At 72.4% G+C, this 17,914-nt stretch carries 20 protein-coding genes and 2 pseudogenes; 12 read left to right on the top strand and 10 right to left on the bottom strand.

Going from position 1 to position 17,914, the window contains the following annotated elements:
- Nucleotides 1-232: 232 nt before the first annotated feature.
- Nucleotides 233-1,309 (bottom strand): ACR3 family arsenite efflux transporter, encoded by a 1,077-nt coding sequence (gene arsB / locus IEZ12_RS10845; protein ID WP_189271810.1) that lies wholly within the window; start codon nt 1,307-1,309, stop codon nt 233-235.
- On the bottom strand, nt 1,309-1,614 hold the full coding sequence (locus IEZ12_RS10840) for an ArsR/SmtB family transcription factor (RefSeq protein ID WP_189271809.1): 306 nt from the start codon (nt 1,612-1,614) through the stop codon (nt 1,309-1,311). Before IEZ12_RS10840 ends, arsB begins: the two co-directional genes overlap by 1 nt.
- 102 nt (nt 1,615-1,716) lie before the next feature.
- Here IEZ12_RS10840 and IEZ12_RS10835 point away from each other — a divergent pair, with 102 nt between their 5' ends.
- Complete coding sequence (locus tag IEZ12_RS10835) at nt 1,717-2,148, top strand: arsenate reductase ArsC (RefSeq protein ID WP_189271808.1); 432 nt, start codon at nt 1,717-1,719, stop codon at nt 2,146-2,148.
- 76 nt (nt 2,149-2,224) lie between these two features.
- The gene (locus IEZ12_RS10830) at nt 2,225-2,545 is read left to right on the top strand and encodes a MafI family immunity protein (protein ID WP_189271807.1); all 321 of its coding nucleotides are present in this window, start codon (nt 2,225-2,227) and stop codon (nt 2,543-2,545) included.
- Nucleotides 2,546-2,634: 89 nt separating this feature from the next.
- Here IEZ12_RS10830 and IEZ12_RS10825 read toward each other — a convergent pair whose 3' ends face one another.
- On the bottom strand, nt 2,635-2,997 hold the full coding sequence (locus IEZ12_RS10825) for an ArsR/SmtB family transcription factor (RefSeq protein WP_189271806.1): 363 nt from the start codon (nt 2,995-2,997) through the stop codon (nt 2,635-2,637).
- Between the two features lie 100 nt (nt 2,998-3,097).
- Between IEZ12_RS10825 and IEZ12_RS10820 the strand changes: the two genes are divergently transcribed.
- The 3 genes from IEZ12_RS10820 to IEZ12_RS10810 all read left to right on the top strand — a co-directional run bounded on the left by IEZ12_RS10820 (nt 3,098) and on the right by IEZ12_RS10810 (nt 6,612).
- Nucleotides 3,098-4,504: an NAD(P)-binding domain-containing protein gene (locus IEZ12_RS10820; protein WP_189271805.1), complete on the top strand. Its 1,407-nt coding sequence runs from the start codon at nt 3,098-3,100 to the stop codon at nt 4,502-4,504.
- 2 nt (nt 4,505-4,506) lie between these two features.
- A complete protein-coding gene (locus tag IEZ12_RS10815) occupies nt 4,507-5,712 on the top strand; it encodes an MFS transporter (RefSeq protein WP_189271804.1) in 1,206 nt (401 codons plus the stop codon).
- Nucleotides 5,713-5,961: 249 nt separating this feature from the next.
- Nucleotides 5,962-6,612 (top strand): hypothetical protein, encoded by a 651-nt coding sequence (locus IEZ12_RS10810; protein WP_189271803.1) that lies wholly within the window; start codon nt 5,962-5,964, stop codon nt 6,610-6,612.
- 859 nt (nt 6,613-7,471) lie between these two features.
- Here the strand turns inward: IEZ12_RS10810 and IEZ12_RS10805 are convergent.
- Nucleotides 7,472-8,362 (bottom strand): PaaX family transcriptional regulator C-terminal domain-containing protein, encoded by an 891-nt coding sequence (locus tag IEZ12_RS10805; protein ID WP_229847417.1) that lies wholly within the window; start codon nt 8,360-8,362, stop codon nt 7,472-7,474.
- Complete coding sequence (locus IEZ12_RS10800) at nt 8,359-9,003, bottom strand: GNAT family N-acetyltransferase (protein ID WP_189271802.1); 645 nt, start codon at nt 9,001-9,003, stop codon at nt 8,359-8,361. Before IEZ12_RS10800 ends, IEZ12_RS10805 begins: the two co-directional genes overlap by 4 nt.
- Nucleotides 9,004-9,098: 95 nt before the next feature.
- Here IEZ12_RS10800 and IEZ12_RS10795 point away from each other — a divergent pair, with 95 nt between their 5' ends.
- Both IEZ12_RS10795 and IEZ12_RS10790 read left to right on the top strand, forming a co-directional pair.
- Nucleotides 9,099-9,821, top strand: coding sequence for a YqeB family protein (locus IEZ12_RS10795; RefSeq protein WP_189271801.1), 723 nt, complete (start codon nt 9,099-9,101; stop codon nt 9,819-9,821).
- 77 nt (nt 9,822-9,898) lie between these two features.
- Complete coding sequence (locus IEZ12_RS10790; protein WP_189271800.1) at nt 9,899-10,444, top strand: Uma2 family endonuclease; 546 nt, start codon at nt 9,899-9,901, stop codon at nt 10,442-10,444.
- A 28-nt stretch (nt 10,445-10,472) separates the two neighbouring features.
- Here IEZ12_RS10790 and IEZ12_RS10785 read toward each other — a convergent pair whose 3' ends face one another.
- Nucleotides 10,473-11,489: a DsbA family protein gene (locus IEZ12_RS10785; protein WP_189271799.1), complete on the bottom strand. Its 1,017-nt coding sequence runs from the start codon at nt 11,487-11,489 to the stop codon at nt 10,473-10,475.
- A 75-nt stretch (nt 11,490-11,564) separates the two neighbouring features.
- Between IEZ12_RS10785 and IEZ12_RS10780 the strand changes: the two genes are divergently transcribed.
- Both IEZ12_RS10780 and IEZ12_RS10775 read left to right on the top strand, forming a co-directional pair.
- A complete protein-coding gene (locus IEZ12_RS10780; protein WP_189271798.1) occupies nt 11,565-12,122 on the top strand; it encodes a TetR/AcrR family transcriptional regulator in 558 nt (185 codons plus the stop codon).
- 112 nt (nt 12,123-12,234) lie between these two features.
- A complete protein-coding gene (locus tag IEZ12_RS10775; RefSeq protein WP_189271797.1) occupies nt 12,235-13,182 on the top strand; it encodes a GNAT family N-acetyltransferase in 948 nt (315 codons plus the stop codon).
- Nucleotides 13,183-13,248: 66 nt separating this feature from the next.
- On the opposite strand, the gene IEZ12_RS10770 is transcribed toward IEZ12_RS10775, so the two are convergent.
- On the bottom strand, nt 13,249-14,106 hold the full coding sequence (locus IEZ12_RS10770) for a lysozyme (protein WP_373295457.1): 858 nt from the start codon (nt 14,104-14,106) through the stop codon (nt 13,249-13,251).
- Nucleotides 14,107-14,428: 322 nt separating this feature from the next.
- On the opposite strand from IEZ12_RS10770, the gene IEZ12_RS10765 reads away from it, so the two are divergent.
- Nucleotides 14,429-15,313 (top strand): metallophosphoesterase family protein, encoded by an 885-nt coding sequence (locus tag IEZ12_RS10765; protein WP_189271796.1) that lies wholly within the window; start codon nt 14,429-14,431, stop codon nt 15,311-15,313.
- Between the two features lie 103 nt (nt 15,314-15,416).
- Entirely contained in the window at nt 15,417-15,992 is a 576-nt protein-coding gene (locus IEZ12_RS10760; protein WP_189271795.1) for a GNAT family N-acetyltransferase, read from the top strand.
- 119 nt (nt 15,993-16,111) lie between these two features.
- Here IEZ12_RS10760 and IEZ12_RS38185 read toward each other — a convergent pair.
- Nucleotides 16,112-16,208 (bottom strand): annotated as a pseudogene (locus IEZ12_RS38185) (YkvA family protein); the annotation flags it as partial.
- A 441-nt stretch (nt 16,209-16,649) separates the two neighbouring features.
- Here IEZ12_RS38185 and IEZ12_RS10750 point away from each other — a divergent pair.
- On the top strand, nt 16,650-16,907 hold the full coding sequence (locus IEZ12_RS10750; protein WP_229847416.1) for a hypothetical protein: 258 nt from the start codon (nt 16,650-16,652) through the stop codon (nt 16,905-16,907).
- Nucleotides 16,908-16,925: 18 nt separating this feature from the next.
- Here IEZ12_RS10750 and IEZ12_RS10745 read toward each other — a convergent pair.
- Nucleotides 16,926-17,186: pseudogene (locus tag IEZ12_RS10745) on the bottom strand (isochorismatase family protein); the annotation flags it as partial.
- Between the two features lie 104 nt (nt 17,187-17,290).
- Nucleotides 17,291-17,782, bottom strand: a complete 492-nt coding sequence (locus IEZ12_RS10740) for a glutathione peroxidase (protein WP_043908114.1) — start codon at nt 17,780-17,782, stop codon at nt 17,291-17,293.
- Between the last annotated feature and the right edge of the window lie 132 nt (nt 17,783-17,914).

The following is a 17,914-nucleotide window of genomic DNA, read 5'->3' as shown; positions in this document are numbered from 1 at the left end:
GAATAGGCAGACGCGCTGGATTCAGGTTCCAGTGCCCGAAAGGGCGTGGGGGTTCAACTCCCCCCTCGCGCACAGCGGGTCAGATGACCCAAGCGGCCGGTCGGTCCGACAACATGTCGGGCAGACCGGCCGTTTTGCATTCCTGGTCGGGATTCTGACGGTCCGTCGGGCAGGAGACCCGGACGGCTGCCTGGAGGGTTCCGGGCCCAGGCAGCCGGTCTGCGACGGGCGGTCAGTTCGCCGGGGTGAACTTCTTTCGCCAGGCGAGGGAGACGTGGACCAGGGCGATCAGCACCGGGACTTCGATCAGCGGGCCGACCACGCCGGACAGCGCCTGGCCGGAGGTGACGCCGAAGGTGCCGATGGCGACGGCGATGGCGAGTTCGAAGTTGTTGCCGGCGCCGGTGAACGCCAGGGTGGCCGTCCGGTCGTAGGAGAGGCCGAGGCCCTTGCCGAGGGCGAAGGTGCCGAACCACATGATCGCGAAGTAGGCGAGCAGCGGCAGCGCGATCCGGGCGACGTCCAGCGGCTGCGAGGTGATCGTCCTCCCCTGGAGGGCGAACAGGATCACGATGGTGAACAGCAGCCCGTACAGCGCCCAGGGGCCGATCCGCGGCAGCACCTTCGCCTCGTAGCGCTCGCGGCCGAGCTTCTTCTCGCCCAGCCGGCGGGTGAGGAAGCCGGCGGCGAGCGGGATGCCGAGGAAGACGGCGACGTTGAGCGCGATCTTCCCCATCGAGACGTCCAGGTGCTGCCCGTCGCCGAGGCCGAGCCAGGCGGGCAGCAGGTCGAGGTAGAACCAGCCCAGGACACCGAACATGACGACCTGGAAGACGCTGTTCAGCGCGACCAGGACGGCGGCGGCCTCGCGGTCGCCGCAGGCGAGGTCGTTCCAGATGATCACCATGGCGATGCAGCGGGCCAGGCCGACGATGATCAGACCGGTGCGGTACTCGGGCAGGTCCGGCAGGAAGACCCAGGCGAGGGCGAACATCACCGCGGGGCCGACCACCCAGTTGATCACCAACGAGGAGGCCATCAGCCGACGGTCGCCGGTGACGGCGTCGAGCCGGTCGTAGCGGACCTTCGCCAGCACCGGGTACATCATGACCAGCAGGCCCAGCCCGATGGGCAGCGAGACCCCGCCGATCTCGACCGCGGCGAGGGCGTCGTTCAGGCCGGGAATCAGGCGGCCGAGGCCGAGGCCGACGGCCATCGCGGCGAGGATCCACGCCGCGAGGTAGCGGTCGAGGAAGGACAGCTTGCCGGCGACCGACGCCGCTTCCACCGGTTCGACGGGGGCCGCCATCAGCAGGACCTCTTCACGCCGCCGTTGGCGCGGGCGGTGGCGGCGAGGTCGGCGAACTGCCCCGACATCGACTCCAGTACCTCCGGCCTCAGCCGGTAGTAGGTGAAGCGGCCACAGGGTTCGGTGTCCACCACACCGGCCTCGCGCAGCACCTTGAGGTGGTTGGAGAGGTTGGTCTGGCGGGCGCCGGTCTCCTCCACCAGGTGCGTGGTGCACAGGGTTTCGCGGGCCAGCAGGGTCACGATGTGGAGCCTGAGCGGGTCGGCCAGCACCCGCAACAGTTCAGTGTCGACTGATATCACCATGGGCTGATACTTTCACATCGGCCAGGCCTGGCTGAACAGCGGGGCCGCCGGTACTCGCTCCGGCCCGGACAGCTGCTATCCCGAACGAAGGACCCTTCACCGATGACCACCGCGCCGCTCGCCTCCGTGCTGTTCGTCTGCGTCCACAACGCCGGCCGCTCCCAGATGGCCGCGGGCTTCCTCGCCCACCTCGCCGGCGACCGCGTCGAGGTCCGCTCCGCCGGCTCCATGCCCGGCGACCAGGTCAATCCGGCCGCCGTCGCCGCGATGGCCGAGGTCGGCGTCGACATCTCGGACCAGAAGCCGAAGATCCTCACCACCGAGGCCGTCCAGGCGTCCGACTACGTCATCACCATGGGCTGCGGCGACGCCTGCCCGTACTTCCCCGGCAAGACGTACCTCGACTGGAAGCTGGACGACCCGGCCGGCCAGGGCGTCGACGCCGTCCGGCCGATCCGCGACGCGATCAAGGCTCTGATCGAGCAACTGATCGCCGAGATCGATGCCAACGCCGTGGCCGGTCACCAGAGCTGATCGTCGCCGGACGGCCGGGGCGGGCGGCCGGCGAAAGTCAGGTGACCCTGCGGACTGCACCGGCGACACTGGCGCCATGACCGTTGACCGTGAGGCACTTCAGGCCGGCTGGAGCCGGACTCGTGGCCACCTCGACACTGCTCGGGCCCGCCTGGCGGGCCGACCCGGCATCGATCTCTCGGTGACGCTCGACTTCCTGGAGCACAACGAGCTGGGCCTTGCCTTCGACTGCCTGGTCGATCTCGGTGACGACCACGACGCGCCGCTCGCCTTCTGGCAGGACCTGGACCGGGCGGCCCGTGAAATGCGGCTGTACAGCGACGCACTCCACAAGCCCCACCTCACCTCCGTCGACCTCTGCCGTCGCTATCTCGCGGCCGCCTCCGAACAGGACTGACGCGTCGGCCCGACGAACCTTCCCGGCGGTCGGGTTCGCGCGAACCGCCGCGACCGGCGCGGAAGACTCGCCGCGCGTGGTGGCCGCGTTCAGCGGGTGGCGGTGAGCAGCCCGGCCATTGCGGCCAGCGGCCCCGGGGCGACGCGGTAGTAGACCCAGGTGCCGCGCCGTTCGGAGGTCAGCAGGCCGGCCTCGCGGAGCTTCTTCAGGTGGTGGGAGACGGTCGGCTGGGACACGCCCACGTCCTGGATGTCGCACACGCAGGCCTCGCCGCCCGCGTGCGAGGCGACCCGGGAGAAGAGGCGCAGCCGTACCGGGTCGGACAGCGCCTTGAACATCGCGGCCATTCGCTCCGCGTCCGCCTCCGACAGCGCCGCCGCCGTGACCGGCGGGCAGCACGGCGCTGCCGATGCGTCGACGATCGGCAGTTCGGCGGACATCAAGTTCGACATACGTCTATGTTGACACCCGTCGAATCAGGGGGCAAGCTCGGCTGTATCGACGAGCGTCAATGCAGCGCTCATCCGTCACGCACCAGCCCGGAGAACCGAGATGAGCGAGAACGCCTCCACCGCCCACCTTCCCGTCGCCGTCATCGGCGCAGGCCCGATCGGTCTGGCCGCCGCCGCACGCCTGATCGAGCGCGGCATCGAGCCCGTGGTGCTGGAAGCCGGACCGAGCGCCGCCACCGCCGTGCGCGAGTGGTCGCACGTGCGCCTGTTCTCGCAGTGGTCCGAGGTCGTAGACCCCGCCGCCGAGAAGCTCCTCGCCCCGACCGGCTGGGTGCGCCCCGACGCCGACGCCTACCCGCGGGGCGGCGACTGGGTGGCCCGGTACCTGCAGCCGCTGGCCGACGTGCTCGGGGGCCGAGTGCGCTACGACGCCCGCGTCACCGGCGTCGCCCGGGCCGGACGGGACCGCATCGTCGACGCCGACCGTGAGGCGCAGCCGTTCACCGTCCACGTTCAGCACGCCGACGGCTCCGAGGAGCGACTCCTCGCCCGCGCCGTCGTCGACGCCTCCGGCACCTGGTCCACTCCCGGCCCCGCCGGCGGCAGCGGGCTGCCCGCCCTGGGCGAGCGCGCCGCGAGCGCGAAGATCTCGTACTACGTCCCGGACTTTGCCGACCCTGCGGTGCGCTCGCGGTACGCCGGCCGGCGGACGGCGGTGGTCGGCTCCGGCGCGTCCGCGTTCACCGCGCTGGCGCTGCTCGCCGACCTCGCCCAGGACGCGCCCGGCACCCACGCCCTCTGGGTGCTGCGCCGGGGCATCTCCGGATCCACCTACGGCGGCGGCGCCGCCGACCAGCTGCCTGCTCGCGGCGCACTCGGCCTGCGCGCCAAGGCCGCCGTCGAGGCCGGTCACGCCGGTGCGCTCACCGGTTTCCGCACCGCCGCCGTCGAGCCCGACGGCGAGCGCCTGGTGCTGGTCGCCGAGGACGGCCGCCGCGGCGAGGCCGTCGACGAGATCATCGCCCTGACCGGCTTCCGCCCCGACCTCTCCTTCCTCGACGAACTGCGCCTCGGCCTCGACGAGCGCCTCCAGGCTCCGCGCGCCCTCGCCCCGCTGATCGACCCCAATCAGCACTCCTGCGGCACCGTCTACCCGCACGGCGCGAACGAGCTCGCCCACCCCGAGGGGGAGGTGTACCTGGTCGGCATGAAGTCCTACGGCCGCGCGCCCACGTTCCTCGCCCTGACCGGCTACGAGCAGGTCCGCTCCGTCGCCGCCGCCCTCGCCGGCGACCACGAGGCCGCCGCCCGCGTCGAGTTGACCCTCCCGGAGACCGGGGTGTGCGGCGGCGCCGGCCTCTTCGACGAGGACGCCGTCCAGGGCGGCGGTTGCTGCTCGACCCCGGCCGTGCCCGAGACCCTCACCCTCGGAACCGGGCCGAAGCTGATCATCCTCGGAGCCGAGGAGTCCACCGACTCCTGCTCCCCGGCCGGTGGTTGCTGCTGACCATGGCGAACACCACCCGCCGCACCGCGGACGGGGCCGCGACCGACGCGCCCGTCCGGTTATCGCCCCGCGCCGCGCTGCCCGCCCTGTGCCTCACCCAGATCACCGGCTGGGGCATCCTCTTCTACGCCTTCCCCGTCCTGCTCTCCCGCATCACCCACGCCACCGGGTGGTCCACCCAGGCCACCACCGGCGCATTCTCCGCCGCGCTGCTCACCTCCGCGCTGGTCGGCATCCCCGTCGGGCGGCTGCTGGACCGTCGCGGCCCGCGCGCGGTGATGACCGCAGGCTCCGCGCTCGGCGCCGTCGCCCTGGCGGGCGTCGCACTCGCACCGAATCTGCCGGTCTTCCTCCTCGCCTGGCTCGCCGCCGGCACCGCCATGGCCGCCACCTTCTACCAACCCGCCTTCGCCGCCGTCACCCGCTGGTACGGACCGCGCCGGGTACGGGCGTTGACCACCGTGACGCTGGCCGGCGGCCTCGCCTCCACCGTCTTCGCACCCCTCACCGCCGCACTGGCCGACCACCTCTCCTGGCGCACCACCTACCTGGCCCTCGCCCTGCTGCTGGCCGCCGTCACCGTCCCCGCGCACGCACTCGCGCTGCGCCACCCCTGGCCGCCACCGCCGCGCGACACCGTCTCAACCTCCGTGCAGGTCAAGTCGATTGAGCGCGACCTCGGCTTCTGGCGACTCGCCGCAGCCTTCACCCTCTCCACCCTGGCCATGCACACCGTGGTGTTCGGCCTCGTCCCGCTGCTCACCGCCCGCGGCGCCGGACCCACCCTCGCCGCCTGGGCGCTCGGCCTCGGCGGCCTCGGCCAGACCCTGGGCCGCACCCTGTACGCCCCGCTCGCCGCCCGCACCCCGGTCCGGGCGCGCACCGCCGTCCTGATCGCCGCAGGCGGCGCCACCACGCTCGCCCTGGCCGCAACTCCCGGACCAGCGGCTCTACTTGTCGCACTGGCCGTCCTCGCGGGAACCGTCCGCGGCAACCTGACCCTCCTTCAGGCCACCGCCGTCGCCGACCGCTGGGGCACCGCCGCGTACGGCCGCCTCAGCGCCCTCCTCGCCGCCCCCGCCACGATCGCCGCCGCGCTCGCCCCCTGGGCCGGCGCCGCCCTCGCCGGTCCGCTCGGCGGCTACCCCCAGCTGTACCTCCTCCTGGCCGCGACCTCCGCCCTCGCCGCCCTGCTGGCGCTCAACTGACCGACAGGGCGTCCGCAGCCGGCCAGGGAAGACGTTCGTCGGGTCCAGCAGGTGCCGAGCAGATGGCGGCTCTCCGGGACGGTCAGGTTGACCGGGTCGGCCTCCTGGGACGGATGTCCGACGACAGCTGGCTGCTGGACCATTCGGGCGGAGTGCCCCCTTACTTCCCGGTGGCGGGTTTGGGGTCTCCGGAGCGCCGGAATTCTGCACTCCGGGAACCTTGCTCTCCGTACGAAAGGAATCGATGCCATGAAGAGCATGACGCAGCGGGTGTTGCTGCTCGCCGCCGCTACCGCAGCGGTGGCCGCCGTCAGCGTTGCTCCAGCGCCCCTCGCCCGGGCTCGCACCGAACTGATCCCCTTCCCGCAGCTCGGCGTCCGGTTCAACCCCGACGGCGATCCCGGCCAATGCGGTGGAAGAACCGGCGAACAGTGGGCGAACGAATTCGATGGGACCGAACCGATCCGCCTCGACACCGACTCCCGCCTCGGCGGCTGTCAGCTCGCGTTCGGCATCTATGACCCGGACGATCTGCTGTCAAGTTCGTCCTACACGTACACCTTCGAGGCCACTTCCGGCGGCGATCCTGCCCAGTGCGGAAATCCTGGCACTCACCAGATGGCGATCAGCAAGACGTCCCGGGTCTTCGGCCCCAGCATCCGGATCGACACCGACAACCGGCCAGGCGGATGCATTCTGACGTTCGCGCTGTCGAGTCCGACCAGCATCCGTCTCGGAATCAACTACTTCTCGGACGGTGACCGCGCCCAGTGCGGGAACGCCGGCCCGAACAACGGCGTCTTCAGCCCCGTGGCCAACGACCGCGAAGTCCCCATCCGCATCGACACCGACGACCGGCCCGGCGGCTGCGGGCTCCAAGTCCGGCTGACTGGCGAGTAGTACTCCAGTGAGACTTCGCGATCATGTCGGTCCCCCGGTCCACCCTGGCCGACCACAGGCTACGACGTGCACCTCACGCGGCGGGTGACCCGGTGGGCCGAAGAAGGCCGGGACATGAGTACGGCGCAACGGGAAGCGGTGGTCGCCGGTGATCCTCACCCCGCGAGGGTCCCGAGGTGGTGGACCGCCGGCCGGATCGTGTCCAAGAACCCGAGCAGTGCGGTGATCGAGACGAGGTGCCAGGCGGCGAAGGTGCTGGACGTGCGGGTTCAGGGCGACGACGGCGAGTGCTGCGGCGCTTGATGCGTGCGGCCACCGCGAGATGATCAAGGGGTTGCGTCGACTCCTGAAGATCGTGCGGTGGTCGCGAGCCATGGCGTGGACCCTGCCCGATGGCGGGCGTTGCTCCACCGGGCCAGGGCCCGGATCGCGGGCGTTGTTCGGACGGGTGGAACCTCGTGCCACCGCCCACGCCGGTCTCCTCGGCTTGCTGTCCGGCGCCGAGCGCGCAAGAACTGCCGGCAACTCGCGGAGCACGCAGGCCATGCCCGGCCCGGGCCGATGCGGCGACTGCTGCGCACGGCCCGCTGGGATGTGGCCGCAGTGCGCGACGAGGCATTCCGGCCCGCCATGACCCCGGCCGAGTTCTCCCAATCGGATTCACATCACCATCCTGCTGCCCGACAGTGCCGGCAACCTTCGAGCGATCCGTCACACCGTCGACACGGCAGGCACGGGCCCGCTCGGCCCCGACGGCGGGCTGGTGCGGACGCGCGATCGTGGAGTCGGCCCGGTCCGGGACTGCGGGTCGGCCAACGACACGCCCGGAAACCAGCGAGCAGAAGCTCTGAACGAAGTTCTAGGCGGGCCCCGTCTCCTCGGGCACGGCGAACGCGTCGTCGTAGAGCTGGAACAGGCGGGGCGGTGACGCGGGGGCGCCGGGCTCCGGGGGGAGGGCGCTCAGGGCGGCCCAGCAGGCCCGGGCGAGTCGGCGGGCGCGGCAGCCGGGCCAGTGCGGGGGGAGGAGTTCCGGCGGCAGGAGGGGGTCGGGGGTCATGGCGTCGCTGAACTCGGCGGCGAGTTCCACGGCCAGGGTGAGCCGCTCGGCCCCGGAGAGGGTCGCGCCGTCGATGCTCCCGGCGCAGGCCTCCGCGAAGGCCGCGAGACGCTCGTGCCGGGCGGCGATGGCGTCCAACGGCCATATGCGGGCGGCGAGTCGGGCGGGCTCGGTGAGGTCTCCGAGGCGCAGGTCGGTGCTGGTGAGGAAGGTGACGGAGTCGAGCGCGTCGAGGCTCCGGGCCCGGGCCTCGACCAGGCCGGCGATCGGGTTGGCCGCGACGTACAGCCCGCCCTGGACGGGCGCCGCGCCCAGGTGCAGGAGGGTCTCGCGCAGCGCGTCGCGGACGGTGCGGCGGGCCTCCGGTACGGCGAAGGCGAACAGGTGCCAGGTGCCGTCCCAGGGGGCGAGCCCGTCGTCCTGCCGGTACGCGTGCCGGATGTGGTCGGCGTCGGGGGCGAGGGCGCCGCTCGTGGCGTCGGACACGGCCCGCAGGACGGCCCGGCGCCCGCGTCCGTCCTGGCGGAACCTCTCCTCGGCGACCAGGCGTTTGACGCACAGTCGGACCTGCTGATCGGTCATGCCGAGGAGCCCGGCGACGCTGTACAGCTCACCGGCGTCGACCGTCCCGTCCGCGCGGACCAGGGCGTGCACGAGCAGCCGGGTGGGGATCTCGGGTCGCGAGCGGCTCACTGGTGGGTTCCTCCGCCCGGGCCGTCGGGGACGACGGGCCGGTGCATGGTGGTGACGGCCCCGAATCCCATCAGGTTCCGCAGGAACGGGGTCCGGTGGGTGTGCACGGCGCGGAAGCCGTGACGCTCGTACAGGGCCCGGGCGCGCGGGTTGGTGTCGATGACGTCGAGCCGGATCCGGGCGCGGGCCTGCTCGGCGGCGACGGCGAAGATCTCGTGCAGCAGCAGGCTGCCGATGCCGGCGCCGCGCTGCGCCGCCGCCACGCAGATGCCGTCCATGACGAGTTCGTCCTCGGCGGCTCTCCGGGTGAGCAGGGCGAGGAGCGCCAGTCGGGGCAGCCCGCCCAGGACGCCGAACGCGGACAGCACGTCACGTGCCGAGCCGCCCGTCAGACCGCGCCCCGCGAGGTAGTAGCCGGCGACGCCGAGGACACGGCCCGTGCCGTCGAGCGCGACGACGCCCCGGTCGTGCTGCAGGTGGGCGGCGAGGAACGCCCGGCCCCGGTCGGGCGGACCGAGCGCGGGGCCGAGCTTCCGTCCGAACGCCTCCCAGTAGAGGGCGGCGACCTGCTGCTCGGCCCCTTTGGGGACCCCTCGGCGAAGCTCGGGAATCCGCGCCGCCGGTTCGTTCGGTACGCCCATGGCTCTCCTCCGCCGATCGTTGTCCGCGACACACAGTACGCTCGTTCCGAGGACGGTCGTTTGCCGTTCGATAGATTTTGCTCAGGGAGGGGCGCATGACCGAGGCCGACCGAGATGCGGCGATCACGGTTCGACAGCGGACGACGGACCGCGTGCTGGTGGCGGCCGGATTCCCGGTCCTGGGAGCCGGGGCCGGATTCCTGCTCAAACTCCTGGCCGGTCGGGCGTCCACCTGGCCCTGGATCCCGTGGCAGGGGCCGGTCGACCTCATCGCCGAGGCGCCCGAACCGGCGGCCACCGTGGGCAGTCTGCTGCTCGGGGCCGTGGTCGGCGGCGTCATCGTGTTCCTCGCCGAGCAGGGCTACGTCACTGTCACCGTCGAGCGGGACCGGATCACGACGGACCGCGCCGGCTCCAGCCGGAGCGCACCCCGGACGGCGGTCAGCGGCGTGTTCGCCGACCGCAAGCGCCTGGTGGTGCTCGGCGCGCAGGGCGAGGAACTGATCGCCGAGTACAAGAACGAGGGCGCCGACCTCCCGTCGGTCGAACGACTCGCGGAGGCCTTCCGCGCCCACGGATACCCGTGGCTGCCCGACGGCGACCCCTACCAGGACGCGTACCGCCGCTGGGTCGAGGACATGCCGGGCCTGCCGCCCGCCGGCAACGCGCTCCTCAAGGCGCGGGCCGCGGCGCTGAAGGAGAGCGAGGAGAAGGAGATCGGCGAACTGCGCCGCGAACTGGCGAAACTCGGCGTGGTCGTCCACGACGCGGACGGCCGCCAGTGGTGGCGCGAAACCGGGACATCCGCCCGCCCGTGACGCGACCCCGCCCCGCGCAGTTGGCCCCGGGCGGGGCGGGGGAGCCATATCCTGAGGGTGACGGGAGGGAGCAGTTGATGAGCGTGGACGCGGTCATGCACACCGAGTTCCCTGCCGGCTACGTGGTCTTCTTCGGCACCGACGGGAAGGTGATCATGGCTCCGCGGAGCTTCGAGCACTCCAGCACGATCAAGTCGATGCAGATCGACTCGCTCTCGCTCGGCCGACATGCGAAGACCGCCTCCGACGTGTACCTGGACTTCCCGGCCGACGAAAACTCCGCCCCCGACCTCGTGATCCTGCGGGAGGATGCCCAGCGGCATGGCAAGCGTTACGGGTTCGAGGACGCGCTGCTGATCGCCGAGGTGGTGTCGGTCTCCTCGGCGCGCAAGCACTACGACGACTGCACCGCGAAGTACGGCCGCCACGGCATCCCGGTCTACGTGGTGGTGGACCCGTACGCCGGGGAGGTCGTCGTCCACACCCGGCCGACCGGCTCCGGCTACATCGCCGCGCACACCCACAACTACGGGTCGGGCAAGCTGCCCATCGAGCTGGCCGACGGGCGGACGTACACGCTCGACCTGGATGAGCTGCCCCGGCCCGAGCCGGGCGTCGGCTGACGCGGACGGGTCGGCGGGTGGGGGCGGTTCAGGTCGCGTACTCGGGGGTCATCGCCGCCGCCAGGGCGAGGTGCACGGCGGCCTCCTCCGTCCGGCCCTGGCGGGTCAGGGTGCGGCCGAGCAGGAGCCGGGCGTAGGAGTCGTCCGGTGCGTGGGTGACGAGTTCCTCCAACACGGTTGCGGCGCGACCGAGTTGGGCGGAGGCGAAGTACCCGCGGGCGGCGAGGAGCTGGACGCTGGGCTCGTCGCCGTGTTCCGCCAGCAGCGGCTGGAGCAGGGTCAGTGCGCCCAGTGGGTCGCGCTTGTCGAGCAGTGCGTCGGCGTACCGGAGGCGCTCGACCTCGGCGGGGAGCCGGCGGTGGGGCTGCCCGGCGGCGTCGCGCAGGAATCGGGTGACGGTCTCCGGGGACTGCGCGCCGGACAGGGCCCGGTCGCCCACGACCAGGGTCGGGGAGGTGGCGACGCCCCGGGCCTTGCCGATCAGCAGCAGTTCCTTGACCTGCTGGTCGGCGGCGCCGTCGGCCAGCAGCGCGGCGGCCTCGGGGAACCCGGCGTCGGCGGCGAGCTGCCCCAGCGTCTCGGCGAGGCTGATGTCGCGACCCTCGGTGAAGTGCGCCTTCATGACGGCTTCGGCCAGGGCGTGCTGCAGTTCGGCGCCGCCGTGCCGGTGGGCGAGGGCGAGCAGCCGGTGCGCGTCGTGGCTGCTGGCGCGCCAGGCGGCGCCCCAGGTCGGCCCGAGGCCCTCGGTGGCGGCGATCTCGGCGATCGGGGGCGTCTGCGGCACGGTGGCGGCGGGCCCGACGGCGCACGCCTGCGCGGCTTCGGCGTCGTCCCGGTCGCCCAGGATGCCGAGATCGCGCAGCAGTTCGTCCTCCGTCGACCCCTCGTGCGAAGTGGCGGGGACGGGCGCGGTCGGATCGATGCGGAACGGTCGCCAGACCAGCTCGACCGGCTCGCCGTCCCAGTCTGCGAGGGCCTTGTCGAGCCGCCGCTTGCCGATGTACGCCCAGGGACAGACCACATCCGCCCAGATCTCGATTCGCATACCTGCGAGAGTAGGCGACATCCGTCGGCTAAACAACACTCGTCGCCTAGCCGACGGCTGTCGTACAGTGCTGCCATGAACCTGGACGACCCCCGTGTGCAGCGCACCCGAGCCCGACTCCGGGAAGCGATCCTGGAGCTGGCCACCGAACAGGACCTGGACGCGATCACCGTCTCCGCGGTGGCCAAGCGCGCCGGGATCAACCGCGCCACGGTCTACCAGCACTACCCGGACGTGGACGCGCTGGTGGTCGACGCGATGGACGACGCGATCGCCGACATCGCCCGCGCGGCCCGCCAGTGCCCGGCCGACGCACCGCCCGGCCGCACCCCCGAGACCCTGGTCGCCCTGTTCGAGCACATCGCCGCCAGGGCCGCCGTCTACCGGTGCGTCCTCGGCGACCAGGGCAGCGCCGGCTTCGCCGGCCGGATGCGCGAACAGGTGACCGCCGCCCTGGCCGCCCGCTTCCGCGAGGGCAACCGCCCCACCGGATTCGACGACGTCCCGGTCGACCTGCACGCCGCCTACCTGTCCGGCGCACTGCTGGGGGTCGTCACCCACTGGATCACGGGCGAACATCCGGCGCCCGCCGCCGACACGGCGGCGGCGTTCTGGCGGCTGTTCCGCGCCTGACTCCGACCTCGGGCCGCCGGCGATCGTGCTCGAAAACCGCTTGGGGCAAGGCCGTTGGGGCGGGTAGAAAAGGCCGGGTTTGCCGTCGCAGTCGACAGTGGAGGTGGGGGACATGGCATTCCCGGACGGAATGACGGTGCGCCCGGCGGTGGTTGAGGACGCCGAGGCCGTGTGGGTGCTGCTCAATCAGGTGGATGAGATCGAAGTGGGCCGGGCCTTCACCGACTTGGCGGAGGTCGAGGAGGATCTCGGGCACGTCTCGGTGGACCTGGAGCGCGACTCCTGGCTGTTGCACGACGCCGACGGGCGGCTCGTCGGCTACGGCCTCGTCCGTGACCGCTCGGCGGGGGAGCGGATCAACCTCGACCAGTACCTGCTGCCGGGGCACACCGCCGCCGGCCTGCAACTGTTCGAGCTGATGGAGGCGCGCGCCGCCGAGCTCGCCCGCCGCAACGGCGCCGAGCGGGCCGTGCTGCACCTGATGCTCACGGCTCGACCGACCATCGACACCGAGGCGTTGGCCGGTCGCGGCTGGCAGCGGATGCGCCGCCACCACGTGCTGAACCGCGACGTGGACCCGAAGACCGACCCGTTCCCGGAGGCCCCGGCGGGCCTGCGGCTGCGGGCCTGCGCGAGCGAGGACGACCGGCGCACCGTGCACCGGCTGATCCACGAGACCTTCGCCGACCACTTCGACTTCCAGCCGCGCAGCTACGAGAAGTGGTGCGCCGACACCGGCGCGGACAGCGCCGACTGGTCGGTGGTGTGGATCGCCGAACTCGACGGCCACGGCGACGTCGCCGTGCTGCGCACCCGCGACGACCGGTCCGACATGCCCTGGGCCTCGCACATCGGCGTGAGTTCCGAGCTGCGCGGCCGGGGTCTCGGCGGCTACCTGCTGCGGTACTTCTTCGCGTTCTACGCCGACCGCGGCCGTACCCGGGTCGGCCTCGGCGTGGACACCGGCAACGCCACCGGCGCGCCCGCGCTGTACCGCAACAACGGCATGGTGCTCGATTTCGCCGTCGACACTTGGGAGTTGATCGTTCCCGCCGGGTGACGGAGGAGCCTGCCCGCGGCCGGAGCGGGGCGAAATCCGGCCGCGGGCAGGCGGGCTGACGAGGCGTCAGCCGTTGGCGAGCGCGACGACGCGGTCCAGGGCGCCGTTGAAGTAGTTCTGGTCGCCGGGCAGGGTGCCGGAGTCGGCGTACTGCCAGATGGTCTGGTATGACCAGCCGGCCGGCAGGGTGCCGACCGAGGAGGCGTACCGGGCGATCCACAGCGGGTTGGTGGCGCCGAAGGAGCTGTTGTTGCCGGTGCAGGTGGTCCACCAGTCGGTGGTGGTGTAGATCACCGGGTAGCGGCCGGTCTTGGTGTGCACGGTGTTGGAGAAGTCCCGGATCCAGCTGACCATGCCGGCCTGGCTCAGGCCGTAGCAGGTCGCGCCGTACGGGTTGTACTCGATGTCGAGCGCGGGCGGCAGGGTCTTGCCGTCCTTGGACCAGCCGCCGCCGTGGGCGACGAAGTACGCGGCCTGGGTGGCGCCGGAGGAGGCGTTCGGCAGCGCGAAGTGGTAGGCGCCGCGGATCATCCCGACGTTGTAGGAGCCGTTGTACTGCTGGGCGAACGAGGGGTTGGTGTAGGTGGTGCCCTCGGTGGCCTTGACGTAGGCGAACCGGCCGCCGTTGGCGTAGGCGGTGCTCCAGGCGACGCTGCCCTGCCAGTTGGAGACGTCCATGCCCTTGGTCTGGGTGGCGGCCAGAGCGGCGAGGGAGTTCGCGGCGGCAGGAGAGGCGTCCCGGCCCTCGTGGGCGGCGACGGTGGAGCCCGCGTAGTCGAGCTCGGGGTGGAAGTTGGCGGGGGTGCCGGGCTTGGCGGCCTGGGCGGGGGAGGCGGCGGCGATCGCACCGACCAGGAGGGCGGCGGACGCGGCTGCGGTGGCGGCGCGGCGGAACATACGGCTGGTGTTGCCGGATGCAGGCATGGCGAGTCCTCAGTGGGGTGAAGGCAGCCGGTTTTCGGCCGCTGCGGAGAACATATAGTCATGGACCCGTCAGTCAACAGAGTGTTGAAACCACACAACGTCCAAAGGTATGTAGAGCGAACAGACATACGTGCGACTGCCGAAAACCTGCGGTTCCACCGGATGTTGACGGTACGACAGAAACCGGTTGTTGCTGGCGTTGTCGACCCCTCGGGGGTAGCGTGTCAACGCGTGTCCCACTGCCGGGATGCGTTGACGGACACGCACCGGCATCGGCGGACACGGACCGGCGCGCGCCGGTCGACACGGAACTGGGGGAGCGGTGGCGGACGGACGCCTGCTCGCAGTCAGCGACCTCCACGTCGGCGTCGCCGAGAATCGGCCCGTCCTCGACGCGCTGCGGCCGACCGGCCCGGACGATTGGCTGATTGTCGCCGGTGACGTCGCCGAACAGGTCGACGTCGTCGAGGACGCCCTGCGCGTCCTGGCCGGCCGCTTCGCCAAGGTGATCTGGACACCGGGCAACCACGAACTGTGGACCACCACCCGCGACCCGGCCCCTGTCGACGCGCCCGAGCGCTACCGCCAACTGGTCGAGCGCTGCCGGGCGATCGGCGTCGTCACCCCTGAGGACCCGTACCCCGTCTGGACCGGCCCGGGCGGGCCCTGCGCCATCGCCCCGGTGTTCACGCTCTACGACTACAGCTTCCGGGTGCCCGGCGTGCACACCAAGGCCGAGTCGCTGGCGCGCGCCCGGGAGAACGGCGTGGTCTGCACCGACGAGTACCGGCTCGACCCCGCGCCGTACTCGGGCGTCGACGAGTGGTGCCGGGAGCGCGTCGAGGCCACCGAGAAAGCGCTTTCCGCACACGATCCGGAACTGCCGCTGGTGCTGGTCAGCCACTGGCCGCTGGACCGTCGCCCCACCGACGTCCTGTACTACCCCGACTTCGCCCAGTGGTGCGGCACCGAGCTCACCGCCGACTGGCACCGCCGCTTCAACGTCGCCGCCGTGGTCTACGGCCACCTGCACATCCCGCGCACCACCTGGTACGAGGACGTCCGCTTCGAAGAGGTCTCGCTCGGCTACCCGCGCGAGTGGCGCCGCCGGGGCCACCCGCGCGGACTGCTCCGCCAGATCCTGCCCTACCCCGGCCCGGCCGAGCAGCCCGTCCCCGCGCCCGAACCGCCGGACGCCACGGGCTGACCGGGCGCTTTCCCGCAGGCCCGTCCGGGCGGCGGACGGGCCTCGGGGCGAGGACGGGCACTGTGGCACGATGGCCGTTCGAGCACCCGAAGGAGCGCACCGAATGACCGCCGAGCCGACCGCCTCCCGCACCGCCGACGCGGACCTCGACACCGCCGCCGGGCCGGCCTTCCGCGCCGCGCAGCCGCAGGACGTGCCGCAGGTGGTTGCGCTGGTCGAGTCGGCGTACCGCGGCGACGCCAGCCGGGCCGGCTGGACCACCGAGGCGGACTTGCTGGACGGGCAGCGCACCGACGAGGCAGCCGTGGCCGAACTGCTCGGCAGGGCCGAATCGGTGGTGCTGCTGGCCGAGTCGGACGGCCGCCTGCTGGCCTGCTGCCACGTCGAACGGCGGGGCGCCACCGGCTACTTCGGCATGTTCTCGGTCTCCCCGTCCGCCCAGGGCGGCGGCCTCGGCCGACAGGTGCTGGCCCGCGCCGAGGAGTGGGCCAGGGCCGCCTGGGGCGTCGGCGCGATGGAGATGACCGTCATCGAGCAGCGGGCCGACCTGATCGCCTGGTACGAGCGCCGCGGCTACACCCGCACCGGCGTGCACGAGCCGTTCCCGTACGGCGACGAGCGGTTCGGCATCCCGCTCCGGTCCGACCTGCGCTTCGAGAAGCTGGTCAAGTCGCTGTAGCGGCGGGCGGGAGCGGGCTCAGCCGTCGGCGGGCAGTTCGCCGGCGGCGGCGTGGCCGCGGTGCGCCCACTCCAGGTACCGGCCGGACTCCCGGGTCAGGCCCACCAGGAACCACAGCAGCAGGCCGGTGTCGTCGCTCCAGCCGAGCACCGGGATGAAGTCCGGGATCGCGTCGATCGGGCTGACCAGGTACACCGCGACGACGAACGCCAGCACCAGCAGCTTGCCCGGGCCCACGCCCGGGTAGCGGCGCAGCAGCACGTCCCGCAGCAGGCGCGGCAGCGCCCCCGCCCGGGCGGCCAACCCGGGCGCGCCGGGCCGCCGGGTCTCCCGGTACAGGCCCCATGCCGAGCGCGTCACCGCCAGGCCGTCCAGCCCGCGCATCCGCGCCGCCGCCGACCCCTTCGACGCCTTGCCCTTGCTCACGAGGACCTCCCGACGAACCCTCCGACCGGCTTCCACGGTACGGGACCGGGCGCCGTCCGCGGCGGGCTGTGGCGGACCGTGGCAGGTCCGTGACGCGCCCGGCGTGGCCGGGGCGGAACGGTGGCACCTGTGTGGGCGCGCCCGGCGCGGCCGGGGCCGAACGGTGACACCTGCGGCGGGCATCGGCGGTGCGGGCGTGCGCCGGGCGGGGACGCGGTCGAAGCTGGCGGCATGACGACCAGCAGCAACACCACCAGCAGCGGGGCGGGCACGGCCGGCGAGCCCCTGGTGCGGGTCGCGGAGTTCCGCACCGACAGCCGCTACCGACTCGTCCACTTCAAGGACGCCGGCTGGAAGCCGCTCGCCCCCGAGGAGTTCGAACCGGAGGTGAGACAGCACTTCCCCGACCTCGACCCGCACGACCCGGTCCGGGTGCGGTGGGACGACCGCCCCTGGGAGTGGCCGGCCTGGCACCCCGGCGAGGCCTGAGCCTCCCGCCCGCGCGGCTCAGCGGGACTTCGCCAGCAGGTCGAGGATCTCCTCGGTGGTGCCGGTCTCGCCGAGCCGCGGGAAGATCCGCTGCACACTGCCCCGGTGCGCCTCCGGGTCCGTGTCGGTCATCGCGTCGACCGCCAGCGTCACGTGGTAGCCGTGCTCGAACGCGGCGCGGGCGGTGGACTCCACGCCGATGCTGGTCGCGACGCCCGTCAGCACGATCTGCGTCACCCCGCGCCGGCGCAGCTGCACGTCCAGGTCGGTGCCGGGGTAGCCGGAAGCGGGCCCGGACTGTCCAGTCTCACTGCGCAGGTTACCTGTACAGTTCGGCCGCCCGAGGGCGGAACCGGACAATCCGAGCCCGTCCGCTCCGGCCGTCAGCCGCGCAGCTGCGCCTCGATCGCGGCCACCAGCTCCGCCGCCTCCGGCTCGGTGCGCGGACCGAACCGCCCGACGACCTCACCGTCCGCGCCGACCAGGAACTTCTCGAAGTTCCAGGTGATGTCCCCGGCCTGGCCCGAGGCGTCCGCCACCTGCGTCAGCCGCTCGTAGATCGGGTGCCGGTCGGGCCCGTTCACGTCGATCTTCTCGAACAGCGGGAACGACACCCCGTACGTGGTCGAGCAGAACTCCTGGATCTCCTCCGCGGAGCCCGGCTCCTGCCCCGCGAACTGGTTGCACGGGAACCCGAGCACCGTGAACCCGCGCTCGCCGTACGCCTTCTGCAGCCGCTCCAGGCCCGAGTACTGCGGCGTCAACCCGCACTTCGACGCCACGTTCACCAGCAGCAGCACCTTGCCCCGGTACTCCGCCAGCGACGACGGCTCGCCCGCCAGCGTCCGGATCGGAAGCTCGAACAACGACTCCACCTGCCCCACCTGCCCTCTGTACGCCGGATCCCGGACACCCCGGGACACCGGACGGGAACACCAACCCCCCGAACCTACCCCGCCCGCACCCGGGACCGGGCGACCCCGGCCGCCCGGGACCGACGGCCCTGG

It is taken from the genome of Kitasatospora griseola (genome assembly GCF_014648555.1).
Classification (GTDB): domain Bacteria; phylum Actinomycetota; class Actinomycetes; order Streptomycetales; family Streptomycetaceae; genus Kitasatospora; species Kitasatospora griseola.
The sequence above is the reverse complement of the archived record's forward strand: the minus strand, read 5'-3'. Positions and strand labels throughout refer to the sequence as shown.

Coding starts and splice junctions, on each gene's coding strand:
- arsB (WP_189271810.1), bottom strand. CDS start 1,309: ATGGCGGCCCCCGTCGAACCGGTGGAAGCGGCGTCGGTCGCCGGCAAG.
- IEZ12_RS10840 (WP_189271809.1), bottom strand. CDS start 1,614: ATGGTGATATCAGTCGACACTGAACTGTTGCGGGTGCTGGCCGACCCG.
- IEZ12_RS10835 (WP_189271808.1), top strand. CDS start 1,717: ATGACCACCGCGCCGCTCGCCTCCGTGCTGTTCGTCTGCGTCCACAAC.
- IEZ12_RS10830 (WP_189271807.1), top strand. CDS start 2,225: ATGACCGTTGACCGTGAGGCACTTCAGGCCGGCTGGAGCCGGACTCGT.
- IEZ12_RS10825 (WP_189271806.1), bottom strand. CDS start 2,997: ATGTCGAACTTGATGTCCGCCGAACTGCCGATCGTCGACGCATCGGCA.
- IEZ12_RS10820 (WP_189271805.1), top strand. CDS start 3,098: ATGAGCGAGAACGCCTCCACCGCCCACCTTCCCGTCGCCGTCATCGGC.
- IEZ12_RS10815 (WP_189271804.1), top strand. CDS start 4,507: ATGGCGAACACCACCCGCCGCACCGCGGACGGGGCCGCGACCGACGCG.
- IEZ12_RS10810 (WP_189271803.1), top strand. CDS start 5,962: ATGAAGAGCATGACGCAGCGGGTGTTGCTGCTCGCCGCCGCTACCGCA.
- IEZ12_RS10800 (WP_189271802.1), bottom strand. CDS start 9,003: ATGGGCGTACCGAACGAACCGGCGGCGCGGATTCCCGAGCTTCGCCGA.
- IEZ12_RS10795 (WP_189271801.1), top strand. CDS start 9,099: ATGACCGAGGCCGACCGAGATGCGGCGATCACGGTTCGACAGCGGACG.
- IEZ12_RS10790 (WP_189271800.1), top strand. CDS start 9,899: ATGAGCGTGGACGCGGTCATGCACACCGAGTTCCCTGCCGGCTACGTG.
- IEZ12_RS10785 (WP_189271799.1), bottom strand. CDS start 11,489: ATGCGAATCGAGATCTGGGCGGATGTGGTCTGTCCCTGGGCGTACATC.
- IEZ12_RS10780 (WP_189271798.1), top strand. CDS start 11,565: ATGAACCTGGACGACCCCCGTGTGCAGCGCACCCGAGCCCGACTCCGG.
- IEZ12_RS10775 (WP_189271797.1), top strand. CDS start 12,235: ATGGCATTCCCGGACGGAATGACGGTGCGCCCGGCGGTGGTTGAGGAC.
- IEZ12_RS10770 (WP_373295457.1), bottom strand. CDS start 14,106: ATGCCTGCATCCGGCAACACCAGCCGTATGTTCCGCCGCGCCGCCACC.
- IEZ12_RS10760 (WP_189271795.1), top strand. CDS start 15,417: ATGACCGCCGAGCCGACCGCCTCCCGCACCGCCGACGCGGACCTCGAC.
- IEZ12_RS10750 (WP_229847416.1), top strand. CDS start 16,650: ATGACGACCAGCAGCAACACCACCAGCAGCGGGGCGGGCACGGCCGGC.